Consider the following 16,094-nt stretch of genomic DNA (forward strand, 5'->3'; position numbering starts at 1 on the left):
CGTCGCCGCCACCCTCAACAGCCGCCCCCGCAAGACCCTCGGCTGGAAGACCCCAGCTGAGGCCTTCGCCGAGCAACTACAGTCCATCCCACAAGCCGGTGGTGCAACGATCGATTGAACCCAGCCAATTCCGCAGCAGGAAGCACGTCCGCGCACTCCACCGTCACGACATGGTCGGGTCAATGGGCCGGGTCGGCGCCTGCGGCGACAACGCCGCCATGGAGAGCTTCTTCTCCCTGCTCCAGAAGAACGTCCTCGACCGGCGCACCTGGACCACCCGCGACGAGCTCCGGATCGCCAACGTCACCTGGATCGAACGGACCTACCACCGCCGCCGACGGCAGGACGCCCTCGGCCGATTGACCCCCATCGAGTACGAGACGATCATGACCACACCGGCCACTCAGGCCGCCTGACCCAACCTGTCACCTATCGGTGCAGCAGTCCCGCTCGCCGACGTCGAGACCAGCTACGAGACCGCCCGAACCACCCTGACCGAAGTCCTCGACCTCCTGCGTGACTGCCACGCCGCCTACCTCGAGGCCAACGGCGACATCCGTCGCCTATTCAACCAAGCCTTCTTCACCCGGATCGTGATCGAAGAGGACGACGAGACCCGGGAACGCCGCCTCCACGTCGACCTAAACAGACCCTTCGACGCCCTCCTCGACCGCGCCTCCGCCAGTGCCCAAGGAGCCACGGACGACGCGCCGAAACGCGAAACCGCCCGCCGGACGAATCCGGCGGGCGGTCTACCCACGATCCAGGGTTCTGATAAGAACCCTTTGGTGGAGCTGAGGGGATTCGAACCCCTGACCCCCTCCATGCCATGGAGGTGCGCTACCAACTGCGCTACAGCCCCGAGTGGGTGACCCCCGCAGGGGCGACGGGAAGTCTACCTACGCCCCGGTGGTCACCCAAATCGGCCTCAGGGGGGCGTCGCCGGGCCGGCCCCGCCGGCGCCCGCCGAGGCGTTCCACGCCTGCAGGCGCCAGCCGTCTCGCCCCTCGACGAGCTCGCCCCAGTGGCAGTTGCCGAGGCCGCCGAGCACCCGCCAGGCGACCCGGTGCTCCAGCCCGAGCAGCCACCCCACGCCGGCCCGTCCGGCAGCCCCGTGGGTCGAGACGACGACGCACTCCCCCGCGCCCATCGCCCCGAGCACCTCCTCGAGCGCCTCCGCGACCCGGGCGACGACGTCGGCCATCGTCTCGCCGTCCCCCCCGCGGCGGACGTCCTCGCCGCTCAGCACGGCGGCCCGCTCCTGCGGCCAGCGCTCGGTGACCTGCGCGTTGGTCAGCCCCTGCCAGCGTCCCGCGTGGATCTCGCGCAGCCGGGCGTCCTCGTGCAGCGGGACACCACACGCCCGGGCGACGCTCTCGCCCGTACGGCGCGCCCGCTGCAGGTCCGAGGTGACCACCCGGGTGGGGCGCAGCGCCGCCAGGGCGGGCCCGACGGCGGCGGCCTGCTGCTCCCCACGGGCCGAGAGCGGGCTGTCGAGCTGGCCCTGCCAGATGCCGGCCGCGTTGTGCGTCGTCTCGCCGTGGCGGAGGACGACGAGCCGCCGGGGGCCACCGGGGCCGGCGCTCACCGCCCGCCCTGCTCGGTGCCGACGACCCCGAGGTCGACGATCGGGCAGTCGCGCCACAGCCGGGCGAGCTCGTAGAACTCGCGCTCCTCGTCGTGCTGGACGTGCACGACGATGTCGCCGAAGTCGATGAGCACCCACCGGCCCTCGCGCCGGCCCTCGCGCCGCAGCGGGCGGGACCCACGCTCGCGCAGGACGTCCTCGACCTCGTCGACGATCGAGCCGACCTGCCGCTCGGTCTCGGCCGAGACGATGACGAAGACGTCGGTGAGCGCGAGCTCGTCGGAGACGTCGATCCCCGTGATGGTCGTCGCGAGCTTGTCCGAGGCCGCGTGCGCGGCGGCCCGGGCCAGCTCGAGGGCGTGGTCGGTGGCGGTCACGGTGCTCCTCGGTAGAGGTGGTACTTCGAGATGTACTGGACGACGCCGTCGGGCACGAGGTACCAGACGGGCTCGCCGTCCCGGACCCGCTCGCGGCAGTCGGTGGAGGAGATCGCCATCGCCGGCACTTCCTGGAGGGTGACCCCGTCCGCCGGCAGCCCGAGCTCGCTGAGGACGTAGCCCGGCCGGGTGACACCGACGAAGTGCGCGAGCCGCCACAGCGCGTCGGCGTCCTTCCACGACAGGATCTGGGCGAGCGCGTCGGCGCCGGTGATGAAGAACAGCTCGGCGTCCGGGCGTTCGGCGTGCAGGTCGCGCAGCGTGTCGACGGTGTACGTCGGCCCCTCCCGGTCGATGTCGACCCGGGAGACGGTGAAGCGCGGGTTCGAGGCGGTCGCGATGACCGTCATCAGGTAGCGGTGCTCGGCCGCCGAGACCTCACGGGCGTCCTTCTGCCACGGCCGGCCGGTCGGCACGAAGACGACCTCGTCGAGCCCGAAGAGCGCCTGGACCTCCGAGGCGGCGACGAGGTGGCCGTGGTGGATCGGGTCGAACGTCCCGCCCATCACCCCGACCCGCAACGGCACCTCGCTCAGTGGTGCCCCGGGTGCTCGGGCCAGTGCGCCTCCTCGCGCTCCGGCTCGCCGGCGGCGGCGGGCGGGGGCGCGTACTTGTGGTGCGTGCCGCGGAAGGACCACGTGACACCGAGGAGGAAGGCGAAGGCGAGGATCGCGAGGACGCCGACGAGCCACGGGGGGATCGGGAGCTCCCGGTGGGCCTCCTCGGCAGCGATGAGCACGGCGGTCGTCGACATGCGGACCACCCTACCGTCCCGGTTGTCCACGGATTTCGTCCACAGGGCTGTGCACGACGGCGCCGCCGAGCACCACCGCTTGTGGACGACACGCCATCGCCCCGTGGGGGCCGAAGAAGATGCTCACAACCGCTTGCACCGGTGGGCCCGGGGCGACTAGAACAGTCCTCGCGCCCCCTCGGCGGCACCGGTGCGAAAGGCCTTCGGGCCGTAGTCGTCCCGGGGGCGGGTCGTTCGGATAACGGCACACCGACCTCGCTCGCGGGAGACCGCGACGGGGCCGTACCGTCCCCCACCGGGGCGGTGCGCCGCGCGCGACGGCGCGGGTGCCGCGGCCGACGGCCCGGAGTCGAAGTTCGCCCACCGGGCGGCGCCACCGTCGCGTGGCAGACCTCTGTGCGGCCTCGTCGCAGGGACCGACCGGCTCGAGTCACCCCGGCGACAGGGCGCCGGAGAGGGCCCCCGAATCTCATACTCGGGGGCCCTCCGACGTGCACAGGCCGTGCACGGCCACACACAGCCGGGGCACGGGGTCGGCCCCTACCCTGGACGTCATGGCCGAGCCCACCCCGGAGCTGAGCGTCGTCGTCCCGATGTTCGACGAGGAGGCGGTGCTGCCCCTCTTCGTCGAGCGGCTGCGCCCGGTCGCCGAGACCTGGGGGGTGCCCTACGAGATCCTCTGCGTCGACGACGGCTCCCGGGACGCCACCCCCGTGCTCCTCCAGCGCCTGCGCCGGGAGTGGCCGGAGGTCCGGGTGCTGCGGCTGCGCGCCAACGCCGGGCACCAGGCGGCCATCTCGGCCGGCCTGTCCCGGGCGCGCGGACGGTGGGTCGTCACCATCGACGCCGACCTGCAGGACCCGCCGGAGGTCATCGGGACGATGCTGCGGGTCGCCCGTGAGGAGGGCGTCGACGTCGTCTACGGCGTGCGCGAGGACCGCTCGAGCGACTCGGTGTTCAAGCGGGTCACCGCACGCGCCTTCTACCGCTCCATCCGCGCCCTGTCCGACGTCGACGCGCACGTCGACGCGGGCGACTTCCGGCTGATGTCCCGGGCCACCGTCGAGGCGGTGTGCGCGCTGCCCGAGCAGGGCCGGGTGCTCCGCCTCGTCGTGCCGGCTCTCGGCTTCCCGAGCGCCTCGGTCGGCTACCGCCGCGAGCGCCGGGCCGCCGGTGAGTCGAAGTACCCCCTGGCCCGGATGCTGCGCCTGTCCCTCGACGGCGTCACGGGCTTCTCCATCGTGCCGCTGCGGCTCGCGACATGGCTGGGCCTGCTCGGCGGCCTGGGCGCGCTCGCCGTGCTCGTGTACGCGGTCGTGGCGATGCTCCTCGGCGACACCCTCCCCGGCTGGACCTCGACGGTCGTCATCGTCGCGGGGGTCGGCGCCGTGCAGCTGCTCGCCCTGGGCATCCTCGGGGAGTACGTCGGACGCACGTACACGGCTCTCCAGGCCCGCCCGAGCTACTTCGTGGCCCACGACAGCCTCGAGGAGGTCCGGGCACCGGTACGCCCGCACGTCGTCCCCGTGCGGGACGACGTGCGGGACGAGCCGGCCGACGACGTCGAGCCGGGCGGGCCGGGCGAGGACGCGGGGCATCCGCCGCCCCGGCGGGCGGCCGGCGGTCAGACGCGGACCTGACCGTCCCCCTCGACGACCCACTTCGTGCTCGTCAGCTCCGGCAGCGCCATCGGGCCGCGGGCGTGCAGCTTCTGGGTCGAGATGCCGATCTCGGCGCCGAAGCCGAACTCTCCCCCGTCGGTGAAGCGGGTGCTCGCGTTGACCATGACCGCGGCCGCGTCGACCTCCGCGACGAACCGGCGGGCCGCGGCACGGTCCTCGGTGACGATGGCCTCGGTGTGTCCCGACCCGAACCGCCGGATGTGCGACATCGCGCCGTCGAGGTCCTCGACGACGCCGACGGCCATCTCCAGGCCGAGGAACTCCGTGGCGAAGTGCTCCTCGGTGGCCGGGTCGTGCGGGACCCCGGCCGCCTCCGCGCTCGCCGAGGCCACCGGGTCGGTGTGCAGCAGCACGCCCTCGGCGGACAGCGCGGCGAGGACCTTGGGCAGGAACGCGTCCGCGACGTCGCGGTGGACCAGGAGGGACTCGGCGGCGTTGCACACGCTCGGCCGGTGGGTCTTGGCGTTGACGGCGATCGCGAGCGCCTCCTCGAGGTCGGCGCCGGCATCGACGTAGACGTGGCAGTTGCCGACACCCGTCTCGATGACCGGCACGCTGGAGCCGGTGACGACCGCCTGGATGAGCTCGGCCCCGCCTCGCGGGATGAGCAGGTCGACGAGGCCCCGCGCGGTCATCAGCGCGCGGACGACGCCGTGGCCGCCCTCGAGCAGGCTCACCGCGTCCGCCGGCAGCCCGTGGGCCTCCAGGGCGCGGCGCAGGACGCCGACGAGTGCCCGGTTGGTCTCGGCGGCCGCGCTGCCCCCGCGCAGGACGACGGCGTTGCCGGACTTCAGCCCGAGGCCGGCGGCGTCGACCGTGACGTTCGGGCGGGCCTCGTAGATCATCCCGACGACCCCCATCGGGACGCGCACCTGGCGGATCTGGAGGCCGTTGGCGAGGGTGGAGCCGCGCACCACCTCCCCGACGGGGTCCGGCAGGGCGGCGATGTCGCGCAGCGCCTGCGCCACCGCCGCGACCCGGTCGGGGTCGAGCCGCAGGCGGTCCTGCAGCGAGCCGGCCATGCCCTCGGCGCGACCACGGTCGAGGTCGCGCTCGTTCGCGGCGACGACCTCGTCGGTGGCCGCCAGGAGGGCGTCCGCGAGTGCCTCGAGGGCGGCGTCCTTCTCCGCCCGCGAGAGCAGGGCGAGCCGGCGGGAGGCGGTGGCGGCGGCCTCGGCGACCCGCCGCACCTGCGCGGTGTCGGCGGCGTCCGGAGCGGTCGTGGGTTCGGCCATGAGCCCAGGGTAGGTCGTGCCGGTGGGCGGGGGCGGCCTCCGCCCACCGGACCGCCCGCGCCCGCCGCCCGGGCGGTGACAGGATGGGCAGGGTGACGACGATCCTGTCCATCCAGTCCTCGGTCGCCTACGGCCACGTCGGCAACTCCGCCGCCGTCTTCCCCCTCCAGCGCCTCGGGGTGGAGGTGTGGCCCGTCCACACCGTCCACTTCAGCAACCACACCGGCTACGGCGCCTGGCGCGGGCCGCTCATGGCACCCGAGGACGTGCGCGAGGTGGTCACCGGGGTGCAGGAGCGCGGCGCGCTCGAGGAGGTCGACGCGGTGCTCTCGGGCTACCAGGGGGGCGAGCAGATCGGCGAGGTCATCCTCGACGCCGTCGCTCGGACCAAGGCGGCCAGCCCCCGGGCGATCTACGCCTGCGACCCGGTCATGGGCAACGCCAAGTCCGGCTGCTTCGTCCACCCGGCCATCCCGGTCCTCCTGCGTGAGCGGGTCGTGCCGCAGGCGGACCTGATCACCCCGAACCAGTTCGAGCTGGGGTTCCTCACCGAGACCGAGCCGGACGACCTGGACTCCACGCTGGCCTCGGTGGAGGCCGCCCGGGCCATGGGCCCCTCCACCGTGCTCGTGACGAGCGTGCTGCGCCCGGACCGGCCGGAGGGCACCATCGAGATGCTCGCGGTGCACGGCGACGGTGCGTGGATCGTGCGCACCCCCCATCTGCCGCTCAAGGCCAACGGCTCCGGTGACGTCACCGCGGCCCTGTTCACGGCACACCTGCTCGAGACCGGCGACGCCGGCCTGGCGCTCGGGCGCACGGTCTCCTCAGTGTTCGACCTGCTCCAGCGCACGCTGGACTCCGGCCGGCGCGAGCTGCAGCTCGTCCAGAGCCAGGAGGAGATCGCCCGTCCGCGGATGCAGTTCGACGTCGAGCGCCTGCGCTGACCTCGAGGCCGGGGGCGAGGCCCGGGCGTCAGAGGAGGACGAGGTGGTCGCGGTGGACGACCTCGCGCTCGTACGCCGGCCCCAGCTCGCGGGCGAGGTCGCGGGTGGACCGCCCGAGGAGGCGGGGCAGCTCGCCGGAGGCGTAGTTGACCAGGCCCCGGGCGATGACCCGCCCGTCCGCGGCGCAGACGTCGACGGGGTCGCCGGCGGCGAAGGAGCCGCTGACCGCCGTGATGCCCGCCGGGAGCAGCGACTTGCGGCGGTCGGTGAGCGCCGAGACCGCACCGTCGTCGAGGACGAGGCGCCCGCGCGCCGTCGTCGCGTGGGCGAGCCACCGCTTGCGCGACGCCTGGGTGGCCGCTGCGGGGGCGAACACCGTACCCACGTCGGCCCCGGAGAGCGCGGCCCCGACGTCGGGCAGCCTGGTGAGCAGCGTCGGGATGCCGGCCCCGCCGGCGATCCCGGCCGCCTCCACCTTGGTCACCATGCCGCCGCTGCCGACCGCCGAGCCGGTACCGCCGATGGTCACGGCGTCCAGCTCGGCGCTCGTCGTCACCAGGGGAACCCGGCGGGCACCACCGCGCGACGGCGGGCCGTCGTAGAGGGCGTCGACGTCGGTGAGCAGCACGAGCCCGCCGGCGCCGACGAGGTCCGCGACGAGCGCGGCGAGCCGGTCGTTGTCCCCGAAGCGGATCTCCTGGGTGGCCACGGTGTCGTTCTCGTTGACGATCGGCACGATGCCGAGCTCGAGGAGCCGCTCGAGGGTGCGCCGGGCGTTCGTGTAGTGGCTGCGGCGGGTCGTGTCGTCGGCGGTGAGGAGCACCTGCCCGACGGTCAGCCCGTGTCGGCCGAAGGCCGCCTGGTAGGCCGCGACGAGCGCGCCCTGCCCGACCGACGCGGCCGCCTGCTGGGTGGCCAGGTCGGTCGGCCGCCGCCCCAGGCCGAGCGGCCCGATGCCGGCGGCGATGGCGCCCGAGGAGACGAGGACGACCTGGCCGCCCGCCACCCGCCGGGCAGCGAGGACGTCGACGAGGTCGGTGAGGGCACGCTCGTCGAGCCGCCCGCCGCCGGGGCTCGTCAGGGAGGACGAGCCGACCTTGACGACGAGGCGGTGCGCCTCGCCGACCGAGCGCCGCAACCCGGCGGCGGTGTCCTCCACGGCGCTCACTCCCCGTCCGACGCGCTCGACCAGTGACCGGCCCGGCGCTCGGCGGCGAGCTCGTCGCGGGCGGCGCTCTGGGCGTCCTTGCGGCCGTGGAACTCCTCCCGCTTCTCGGCCCGGGTCTTGCGGCCGGCGTCCTCGAGGCGCAGGTCGCTGCCCCGGGGCCCGGCGAGCAGCTCGGCGCCGCTGCTCATCGTCGGCTCCCAGTCGAAGACGACCGCGTCCTCCTGCGGGCCGATGAGCACGGTCGAGCCGGCCACCGCGCCCGCCGCGAGCAGCGCCTCCTCGACGCCGAGCCGGTTGAGCCGGTCGGCGAGGTAGCCGACGGCCTCGTCGTTGGCGAAGTCGGTCTGGCGCACCCACCGGGTGGGCCGCTCCCCGGTGACCCGGAACACCTCACCCTCCGGCGTGTTCTCCCGGGTCACCCGGAACCCGGAGTCGTCGAGCGCCTTCGGCCGCAGGACGACTCGGGGCCGCTCGAGGACCTGCTCCTCGAGCTCCGCGCGAGCCTCGGCCACGTGACGGGCGAGCGCGAAGGAGAGCTCGCGCAGGCCGACGTGGGCGACCGCGGAGACGATGTGCACCTCGAGCCCGCGCTCCTCGAGCATCGGGGCCACCATCTCGGCGAGCTCGCGCGCCTCCGGGACGTCGGCCTTGTTGAGCACGACCACCCGGGTGCGTTCGGACAGCGGCCGGCCCCCGAGGCTGTCGTCGGGGACGTACGCCGCCAGCTCCTCCTCGATGACCTCGAGGTCGGTCATCGGGTCGCGCCCGGGCTCGAGGGTCGCGCAGTCGACGACGTGGACCAGGACCGAGCAGCGCTCGACGTGCCGGAGGAACTCCAGCCCGAGGCCCTTGCCCTGGCTCGCGCCCGGGATGAGCCCCGGGACGTCGGCGACGGTGAACCGCTCGCTGCCGGCGGTGACGACGCCGAGGTTGGGCACGAGGGTGGTGAACGGGTAGTCGGCGATCTTCGGCTTGGCCGCGGACAGGACCGAGACGAGCGAGGACTTGCCGGCGCTCGGGAAGCCGATGAGCGCGACGTCGGCGAGGGACTTCAGCTCGAGGACCACCTCGCGCGACTCCCCCGGCTCGCCGAGGAGGGCGAAGCCGGGCGCCTTGCGGCGTGGGCTCGCCAGGGCCTTGTTCCCCAGCCCGCCGCGCCCGCCGCGGGCGACGGCGAACGTCGTCCCGGCGCCGACGAGGTCGGCGAGGACCCGACCGTCGGCGCTCTTGACGACCGTCCCCTCGGGCACCGGGAGCACGAGGTCGGCACCGTCGGCCCCGTTGCGCTCGTCGCCCGCCCCCGGACGCCCGTTCTCGGCGCGCCGGTGCGGGCTGTGGTGGTAGTCCAGCAGCGTCGTGGCCTGGGGGTCCACCGCGAGGACGACGGAGCCGCCGTGGCCGCCGTTGCCGCCGTCGGGGCCCCCGAGGGGCTTGAACTTCTCGCGGCGCACCGAGGCCACCCCGTGGCCGCCGCTGCCGGCTGCCACGTGGAGGACGACGCGGTCGACGAAGGTCGCCATCGGTGCTGCTCTCCTGGGACTGCGTGAGGGGCGGGCCGTGTGTGGCCCGCCCCTCACGACGTGGTACGTGGTGCCGGGCACCGGGCCCGGCGACGCGTCACTCGGCGGCAGCGGCCGCCGGGACGATGTTGACGACCTTGCGGCCGCGCCGGGTGCCGAACTCGACGGCACCGGGGACGAGCGCGAACAGCGTGTCGTCGCCGCCGCGGCCGACGCCGTCACCGGGGTGGAAGTGCGTGCCGCGCTGGCGGACGAGGATCTCGCCGGCCTTGACGGCCTGGCCGCCGTAGCGCTTGACGCCGAGGTACTGGGCGTTGGAGTCGCGACCGTTGCGGGTCGAGGACGCACCCTTCTTGTGTGCCATGTCTGAAGTCCTGTCCGTGAGGTCCGAGCGGGTCAGGCGTCGATCGCGGTGATCGTGACCTGGGTGAGCGGCTGGCGGTGCCCCTGGCGCTTGCGGTAGCCGGTCTTGTTCTTGTACTTCATGATCGTGATCTTCGGGCCCTTGGCGGCCTTGACGACCTCGGCGGTGACCGTCACCTTGGCCAGCTTGGAGGCGTCGCTCGTCACGGTGCCACCGTCGACGACGAGCAGCGGCTGGAGCTGGATGGTGTCGCCGGCCTCGCCGGTCGTCTTGTCGATCAGCAGGGTGTCGCCGACGGAGACCTTCTCCTGCCGACCGCCTGCGCGCACAATCGCGTACACGTTCGTTCTCACTTCCTTCGTCGGGTGCGCTCTCTCGGACCGGCCGGTCGCGACCCCGTGGACGACACGGGACACCAGCGCGGTGGGCGCACCGGCTGACCAGGGTACCGGCGGCGCGGGGCCGGCTCCAAATCCCCTCGGGGTCAGTCGCCGCTCGCCACGCTCTGCGCCGGCTCACCCGCGGTGGGCGGCCCGGCCGGGGCGACGACCCGGCCGCGACGACGGCGCGGGCGGCGGGCGGGAGCGGTCTGCGGGGCCGGCTCGGCCTCGGAGGCGACCGGGGCCGGCTCGGCCTCGGAAGCGACCGGGGCCGGCTCGGCCTCAGCCTCGGCGACCACCGGCTCCGCCGGCGGCGCCGGCTGCTCCTCGGGCTCGGCACCGGCGAGCGCGGCGACCTCGGCCGCGACCTGCTCGGCGACGTCGCTCTGGTCGGTGTGCTTGAGGGCTGCGGCGTGCGCCGCCGCCGCGATCTGCGCGGCGGAGGGGCCCGTGCCGGCCTTGTCGGCCTTCTCGCCCTCGGACGCGCCGGAGTCCTTCGACCCCGAGCCGCCCCCACGGCGGCCGCGCGACCGGGACCCGCCGCCGCCGTCACCGGAGCCACCGCGCTCGACCGGCTCGGTGTGGACGACGATCCCGCGCCCGCCGCAGTGCTCGCACGGCTCGGAGAAGACCTCGATGAGCCCGGAGCCCACGCGCTTGCGGGTCATCTGGACGAGCCCGAGCGAGGTGACCTCGGCGACCTGGTGCTTGGTGCGGTCCCGCCCGAGGCACTCCAGGAGGCGGCGCACGACGAGGTCGCGGTTGGACTCCAGGACCATGTCGATGAAGTCGACGACGATGATGCCGCCGATGTCGCGCAGCCTCAGCTGGCGAACGATCTCCTCGGCCGCCTCGAGGTTGTTCTTGGTCACCGTCTCCTCGAGGTTGCCCCCCGAGCCGACGAACTTCCCGGTGTTGACGTCGACGACGGTCATCGCCTCGGTGCGGTCGATGACGAGCGAACCGCCCGAGGGCAGCCAGACCTTGCGGTCCATCGCCTTGGCGATCTGCTCGTCGATCCGGTGCGCCGCGAACACGTCCTCGTCCGCGGTCCACCGGGTGACCCGCGCGGCCAGGTCGGGCGCGACGTCCTCGACGTACTCGCTGACCTCGGACCAGGCGCGCTCACCGGAGACGACGAGCGAGGCGAAGTCCTCGGTGAAGACGTCCCGGATGACCCGGATGGTCAGGTCGGGCTCGCCGTGCAGCAGCACCGGCGCCCCGCCGCTGCCGGACTTCTTCGCGCGGGCCGACGCGGCCTTGTCCTGGATGCGCTGCCACTGCTTGACGAGCCGCTCGACGTCGGCCTTGAGGTCCTCCTCGGAGGCGCCCTCGGCCGCGGTGCGGACGATGACGCCGGCGCCGTCGGGGACGAGCTCCTTGAGGATGCCCTTGAGCCGGGCGCGCTCGGTGTCGGGCAGCTTGCGGGAGATGCCGGTCATCGAGCCCTCGGGCACGAAGACGACGAAGCGTCCCGGGAGCGAGACCTGCGAGGTCAGCCGGGCGCCCTTGTGCCCGATGGGGTCCTTGGTCACCTGGACCAGGACGGTGTCGCCGGAGGAGAGCGCGTTCTCGATCCGCTTGGCCTGGCCGCCCTCGAGCCCGGCGGCGTCCCAGTTGACCTCACCGGCGTACAGGACGGCGTTGCGACCCTTGCCGATGTCGACGAACGCCGCCTCCATCGACGGCAGGACGTTCTGCACCCGGCCGAGGTAGACGTTCCCGGCCATCGAGGCGGTCGTCTCGCGCGAGACGTAGTGCTCGACGAGGACGCCGTCCTCGAGGACCCCGATCTGGGTGCGGCCCTCGCGGCCGCGCACGACCATGACCCGCTCGACGCTCTCCCGGCGGGCGAGGAACTCGGCCTCGGTGATGATCGTGCGGCGCCGGCCGGCCTCGCGACCCTCGCGGCGGCGCTGCTTCTTGGCCTCGAGGCGGGTCGAGCCCTTCACAGCGGTGGGCTCGCGGTCCGAGCGGGGCTCGCGGACCCGCGTCACGGTGCCGGGCGGGTCGTCGGACTCCCCGCCCCCGGACCCGCCGCGCCGGCGACGGCGCCGACGGCGGCTCGAGGAGGACTCGCCCTCACCGTCGGACGGCTCGGGCGTCTCGGCGCTCTCGGCCTGCTTGCCCTTGGTGCCGCGGCCCCGGCGCGAGCCGCCCTCCTCGGAGGCGCTCTCCTGCGCGGCATCACCGCTCGCGGGCTGCTCCTCGTCGCTGCTCCCCCGGCCTCGGCGACCCCGGCCACCGCGCCGGCGACGGCGCGAGCCGCCCTCCTCCGCGTCGGCGGTCTCTGCCGTCGGGGACGGCTCGCCCTCCGCGGCGGCGTCGCGGGCGGGCGGCTCGTCCTCGCTCGCAGCGGCCGGCTCGGGGCTGCGTGGCGCGTCGCTCGGGGCCTGTGCGGGCGAGGTGGCCCGGCGGCGCCGGGGGGCGACCGCCGGCTCGGGCGGCTGGAAGAGCAGGCCGAAGGCCGGGCCGGAGCCCTCACCCGACGGGGCGGCCTCCGGCGGGGTGGGCTCCTGCGGCGGAGCGCTCGTGCCCGCTGCCTCTTCGGCCGGCGGGGCCGTGGCGCTCTTCTTCGCCGCCTTGGTCGCCCGCTTGCGGGGGGCCTTGACCGGTGCCTCCGCGGGCGCGTCCTCGCCTGCCGGCGCGGCAGGCGGCTCGGCCGCCGGCGCGGCCTTCTTCGTGGCGCGCTTGCGCGTCTTGGTGGCGCCGGTGGACGAGCTCGAGGCGTCGTCTCCGTCGGCCGGAGCGGTCTCGACCGGCAGGGTCGCGGGCTCGGCGGCGGTGGGGGTGCTCGGGTCGGTGTCGGAAGCCATGTCGGCCCCTTTCGTCACCCGCGGGCCGGCGACCACACCGGGACACGCCCTGGGGCGCTCCCTCGTCGACCGCGGTGTGCGATCGGATCGTGCGGGCCAGCCGCACGGAAGTCGCTGCTGCCCCGGAGCGGCTCGCGCGGGCGGCGCGTCACCCCTCGGGGCCGACGACCTCCTCGTCGGTGGCCAACGGGTCGGCCACCCCGGCACGGTCCGGACGGAGCGGGCCCTGTGCCAGCCGGGTCACCAGGGGCGGGACCGGCGGCGCGAGACCCGTGACCGCCCGGAGTGCGGTCAGGATGTCGTCGGGGCGTACGGACGGTGTGGTGTGCCGTACGACCATCCGCAGTATCGCACACCCGTCCTCGCCGACCCCCGCGACCCTCAGGTCCAGCACCGGCTCGCGCGTGTCGAACGTCCGCGGCCCGGACTTCACGACCCGCGTGGTCTCGGCCCGCTCGAGCGCGAGGTAGGCGGCGAGCGCCGGCTCGACCTGCGGCGGGCGGACACCGCGCAGGCGCACCTCCCACTCGCTGGCCTCGAGCCGGTCGGCGAGCGCGCCCGGTGCGGCCTCGCGGACCTCGAGCACGTCCAGGCCGTCGGGCAGCGCCTCGTCGAGGGCGTCCCGCACCGCCTCCGGCGCGACGCGCTCGGCGAGGCGGATCTCGAGGTACTCGGCCTCGCTCGCCGTCCCGGTCGGTGCCGCGTTGGCGTAGGAGATCAGCGGGTGCGGGTGGAAGCCGGCGGAGAAGGCCATCGGCACGCCCGCACGGCGCAGTGCCCGCTCCAGGGCCCGGGAGAAGTCGCGTGTCGAGGAGAAGCGCAGCCGCCCGCGCTTGGCGTAGCGGATGCGCAGCTTCTGCACCGCCGGCGGCGGCGGGGGTCCCTCGGGAGTGCGCTGGCGGGCCATGGCGCCCCAGCGTAGGAGCGGGCGTCCCCTCGGGCCCAATCCGCGGCGCGCGGACGGCAGGCGCCCGGGCGGCAGGCCCCCGAGTGGCGGCCGGCCGGACGCCGGAGGGCCCGGCACGTGGCCGGGCCCTCCGTCTGCGTCCTGCCGGTCACCAGCGGCCGGACGCCGCCTTGATGTAGCGGGCGGTCGGCGCGCCGACCCCCGTGACGTCGTCCCAGCCGCGAGCGGTGGTCAGGCTGGAGTCGTCATCGAAGGTCCGCACGGTCCTGCGGGTGCCGTCGCTGCCGTTGAGGCCGTTGACGTAGTCGACCCGCACGTTGCCCGGGTCGCCCTCGGGCCGGACGTCGTCGAAGACACCGCGAACGCTGCCGAGCAGGTACAGCAGCGGGTCGGCGAAGCCGATCCGACGCCGCGTCTGCTGGGTGTCTGCCTGGATGCCCGCGAAGAGCGGTGCCGCGAGGCTCGTCCCGCCGATGCGGTACTCGCCGTAGCGGGTGCCCTGGCCGAACTTCGTCGGGGCGTCGAACACCTGGGTCTCCCCGACGAGCATGCCGGTCGTCGGGTCGGCGTCCAGGCCGACGTCGGGCACGCCACGCATCGAGCAGCCGGTCCGGGCGAAGTACTGGTAGAACGGCTTGTCGAACACGTCGCTGCAGCCGCCACCGGCGCCGTAGAGGAACCCGTCGCGGCTCCACGTGCCGTCGACGAGCGAGTACCGCTCGGTGCCCCAGCCGGTCTCGAACTGCCGCTGGCCGCGCTTGTTCACCGCGAGCGCCGTGCCGCCGACCGCCGTCACCCAGGGGTCGGCCGCCGGCCAGTCGGGCGAGACCACGCCGGTGCTCTCCCCCTCGTCGCCACTGTCGCCCGAGGAGAAGTAGAACCCGATCCCCTGGACCGCGCCCTGGAGGAAGATCGACTCGTAGGCGTCGACGAGGGACTGGTCGATCGTCGTGTAGACCGTCCCGTCGATCGTCACGTAGGTCGGCTCACCCCAGGAGTTCGAGACGATCGAGGCCTTGTTCTCGGTGACGATCCGGGCCAGCGCGGCCAGCAGGTCGTCGTCGTAGCAGCTGGCGGCCCCGTAGTAGCGGACGTTCGCGTCGGGCGCCATACCGTGCACGGCCTCGACGTCGAGGGTCTCCTCGCCGAACCAGCCGTTGCCGCCGCACTCCTCGACCCGCGTCGGGTCGTAGTCGGTGTCGTTGGACTGGCTGAACTGCCCGCGCCGGAAGGCCCGGTCGCCGTGGCGCTTGGCGTAGGTGTTGGCGTCCTTGCGGATCGTCGGCGCCGCGAAGGCGTCGGTGATGGCGACCGTCTCGCCCTTCCCGGTGCGCCGGCTCGCGGTCACGCCGTAGGCGGAGCGCAGCTGGCCGGGCACGTAGCCGCACACCGCGTAGGGCAGGTGCTTGCCCTCGAAGGCGGGGTCGGTGCGGTCGACCTTCTGCCCGTAGTACGCCGAGCACGGACCGGAGTTGACGTACCCGTCCGGCGGGCCGAGGTCACTCGGGGACGTCGTCGTCGTGGCGTCCGCCTGGGGGGTGCCCTGGTCGCCCTCGAGGTCCGGCGTCGTCCAGTGCGTCACGGTGTCGAGACCGGTGACCGCGAGGACCGAGCCGGCGATGCCGTCGGGCACGGTCACCGCGGAGGTGGGGGCGGTGCCGGTGTGACCGTCGACGGTGAACGTGCGCAGGTCGGCGGTGAACGCCGACGAGACGGCATCGGTGCTGCCGGAGACCGACACGAAGTGGTTGTCGCTGCCCACGCCGTCGACGTGCAGCCCGGCCGCCTTCGCCCAGCTCTCGACGGCGCGCACGCTGGCGGTGGTCGGTGCGTAGCTCGCCCGGTACTGCCCTGCACTCAGGTAGCGCCCGTAGGAGGAGGAGTCGGGCGAGGAGACGGCCTGCGCGAGCTTCTCCAGGCCCGCCTGGTTGCGCGAGGCCAGCCAGATCTTGGCGTGCGCCTGCGCCGTGGCGGAGGTGGAGCGCTGCGCCCGGGCGTGCGCGGCCCACGAGGGGGCCTTGCTCACCTGGTGGCGGCCGGAGCCGTGGGGCGCGGCCAGGGCCGCTCCCGCGGTCGCGGCGGCCAGCGCCGAGGCGCCGACGAGCGCGACCGCGCTACGTGTGAATGCGGACACGGATGGACCTCCCGGAGGTGTGGGTGTGGCGTGCACCCCACGCGCTCGACCATCGGGCCGGACGGACAGCGCGTGGGGCGGTCCCAACGAACACCGCGAACGCGGGCACCCACCATGACGGGTGTCATGGGGCGGCCCGGGGGTTCCGCCGGGCCCTCAGCG

The 16,094-nt window shown here is 74.4% G+C and carries 14 protein-coding genes, 1 tRNA gene and 1 pseudogene; 3 read left to right on the plus strand and 13 right to left on the minus strand.

Annotated features, from left to right (window positions below; translation table 11 throughout):
- Nucleotides 1-122 precede the first annotated feature (122 nt).
- Nucleotides 123-416 (plus strand): annotated as a pseudogene (locus G8D98_RS15140) (integrase core domain-containing protein); the annotation flags it as partial.
- A gap of 370 nt (nucleotides 417-786) precedes the next feature.
- Here G8D98_RS15140 and G8D98_RS15145 read toward each other — a convergent pair.
- The 5 genes from G8D98_RS15145 to G8D98_RS15165 form a co-directional block, all read right to left on the minus strand.
- A tRNA-Ala gene (locus G8D98_RS15145) sits at nucleotides 787-862 on the minus strand.
- 66 nt (nucleotides 863-928) lie between these two features.
- Nucleotides 929-1,588, minus strand: a complete 660-nt coding sequence (locus tag G8D98_RS15150; RefSeq protein WP_166105266.1) for a histidine phosphatase family protein — start codon at nucleotides 1,586-1,588, stop codon at nucleotides 929-931.
- Nucleotides 1,585-1,965, minus strand: coding sequence for a ribosome silencing factor (rsfS, locus tag G8D98_RS15155; RefSeq protein ID WP_166105269.1), 381 nt, complete (start codon nucleotides 1,963-1,965; stop codon nucleotides 1,585-1,587). The genes G8D98_RS15150 and rsfS overlap by 4 nt, the downstream gene beginning before the upstream one ends.
- Nucleotides 1,962-2,546, minus strand: coding sequence for a nicotinate-nucleotide adenylyltransferase (gene nadD / locus G8D98_RS15160; protein ID WP_268238624.1), 585 nt, complete (start codon nucleotides 2,544-2,546; stop codon nucleotides 1,962-1,964). Before nadD ends, rsfS begins: the two co-directional genes overlap by 4 nt.
- Before the next feature lie 11 nt (nucleotides 2,547-2,557).
- Nucleotides 2,558-2,779 (minus strand): threonine/serine exporter family protein, encoded by a 222-nt coding sequence (locus tag G8D98_RS15165; RefSeq protein WP_166105264.1) that lies wholly within the window; start codon nucleotides 2,777-2,779, stop codon nucleotides 2,558-2,560.
- 554 nt (nucleotides 2,780-3,333) lie between these two features.
- Here G8D98_RS15165 and G8D98_RS15170 point away from each other — a divergent pair.
- Entirely contained in the window at nucleotides 3,334-4,419 is a 1,086-nt protein-coding gene (locus G8D98_RS15170; RefSeq protein ID WP_166105274.1) for a glycosyltransferase family 2 protein, read from the plus strand.
- On the opposite strand, the gene G8D98_RS15175 is transcribed toward G8D98_RS15170, so the two are convergent.
- A complete protein-coding gene (locus tag G8D98_RS15175) occupies nucleotides 4,404-5,696 on the minus strand; it encodes a glutamate-5-semialdehyde dehydrogenase (protein ID WP_166105277.1) in 1,293 nt (430 codons plus the stop codon). The genes G8D98_RS15170 and G8D98_RS15175 overlap by 16 nt on opposite strands.
- A gap of 83 nt (nucleotides 5,697-5,779) precedes the next feature.
- On the opposite strand from G8D98_RS15175, the gene pdxY reads away from it, so the two are divergent.
- Nucleotides 5,780-6,643: a pyridoxal kinase PdxY gene (gene pdxY, locus G8D98_RS15180; RefSeq protein ID WP_166105280.1), complete on the plus strand. Its 864-nt coding sequence runs from the start codon at nucleotides 5,780-5,782 to the stop codon at nucleotides 6,641-6,643.
- Nucleotides 6,644-6,671: 28 nt separating this feature from the next.
- Here pdxY and proB read toward each other — a convergent pair whose 3' ends face one another.
- The 7 genes from proB to G8D98_RS15215 all read right to left on the minus strand — a co-directional run bounded on the left by proB (nucleotide 6,672) and on the right by G8D98_RS15215 (nucleotide 15,932).
- Nucleotides 6,672-7,811 carry a glutamate 5-kinase gene (proB, locus tag G8D98_RS15185; protein WP_229661907.1) on the minus strand — a complete coding sequence of 380 codons (1,140 nt, stop codon included), beginning with the start codon at nucleotides 7,809-7,811 and terminating at the stop codon, nucleotides 6,672-6,674.
- Entirely contained in the window at nucleotides 7,808-9,331 is a 1,524-nt protein-coding gene (obgE, locus tag G8D98_RS15190) for a GTPase ObgE (RefSeq protein ID WP_166105282.1), read from the minus strand. The genes proB and obgE overlap by 4 nt, the downstream gene beginning before the upstream one ends.
- A gap of 97 nt (nucleotides 9,332-9,428) precedes the next feature.
- Complete coding sequence (rpmA, locus tag G8D98_RS15195; protein ID WP_166105284.1) at nucleotides 9,429-9,695, minus strand: 50S ribosomal protein L27; 267 nt, start codon at nucleotides 9,693-9,695, stop codon at nucleotides 9,429-9,431.
- A 32-nt stretch (nucleotides 9,696-9,727) separates the two neighbouring features.
- Nucleotides 9,728-10,036 carry a 50S ribosomal protein L21 gene (gene rplU / locus G8D98_RS15200; RefSeq protein WP_166105287.1) on the minus strand — a complete coding sequence of 103 codons (309 nt, stop codon included), beginning with the start codon at nucleotides 10,034-10,036 and terminating at the stop codon, nucleotides 9,728-9,730.
- A gap of 143 nt (nucleotides 10,037-10,179) precedes the next feature.
- Nucleotides 10,180-12,891: an Rne/Rng family ribonuclease gene (locus tag G8D98_RS15205; RefSeq protein WP_166105290.1), complete on the minus strand. Its 2,712-nt coding sequence runs from the start codon at nucleotides 12,889-12,891 to the stop codon at nucleotides 10,180-10,182.
- 148 nt (nucleotides 12,892-13,039) lie between these two features.
- On the minus strand, nucleotides 13,040-13,798 hold the full coding sequence (locus tag G8D98_RS15210) for a TIGR03936 family radical SAM-associated protein (protein WP_166105293.1): 759 nt from the start codon (nucleotides 13,796-13,798) through the stop codon (nucleotides 13,040-13,042).
- A 148-nt stretch (nucleotides 13,799-13,946) separates the two neighbouring features.
- Nucleotides 13,947-15,932, minus strand: coding sequence for a S53 family peptidase (locus G8D98_RS15215; RefSeq protein WP_166105296.1), 1,986 nt, complete (start codon nucleotides 15,930-15,932; stop codon nucleotides 13,947-13,949).
- Nucleotides 15,933-16,094 lie beyond the last annotated feature (162 nt).

Source organism: Phycicoccus endophyticus, from assembly GCF_011326735.1.
GTDB classification, from domain to species: domain Bacteria; phylum Actinomycetota; class Actinomycetes; order Actinomycetales; family Dermatophilaceae; genus Phycicoccus; species Phycicoccus endophyticus.

What these genes read in the sequence shown, in the direction of transcription:
- G8D98_RS15165 (WP_166105264.1), bottom strand. Translation starts at nt 2,779, where the DNA reads ATGTCGACGACCGCCGTGCTCATCGCTGCCGAGGAGGCCCACCGGGAG.
- G8D98_RS15170 (WP_166105274.1), top strand. Translation starts at nt 3,334, where the DNA reads ATGGCCGAGCCCACCCCGGAGCTGAGCGTCGTCGTCCCGATGTTCGAC.
- G8D98_RS15175 (WP_166105277.1), bottom strand. Translation starts at nt 5,696, where the DNA reads ATGGCCGAACCCACGACCGCTCCGGACGCCGCCGACACCGCGCAGGTG.
- pdxY (WP_166105280.1), top strand. Translation starts at nt 5,780, where the DNA reads ATGGGCAGGGTGACGACGATCCTGTCCATCCAGTCCTCGGTCGCCTAC.
- obgE (WP_166105282.1), bottom strand. Translation starts at nt 9,331, where the DNA reads ATGGCGACCTTCGTCGACCGCGTCGTCCTCCACGTGGCAGCCGGCAGC.
- rpmA (WP_166105284.1), bottom strand. Translation starts at nt 9,695, where the DNA reads ATGGCACACAAGAAGGGTGCGTCCTCGACCCGCAACGGTCGCGACTCC.
- G8D98_RS15205 (WP_166105290.1), bottom strand. Translation starts at nt 12,891, where the DNA reads ATGGCTTCCGACACCGACCCGAGCACCCCCACCGCCGCCGAGCCCGCG.
- G8D98_RS15210 (WP_166105293.1), bottom strand. Translation starts at nt 13,798, where the DNA reads ATGGCCCGCCAGCGCACTCCCGAGGGACCCCCGCCGCCGCCGGCGGTG.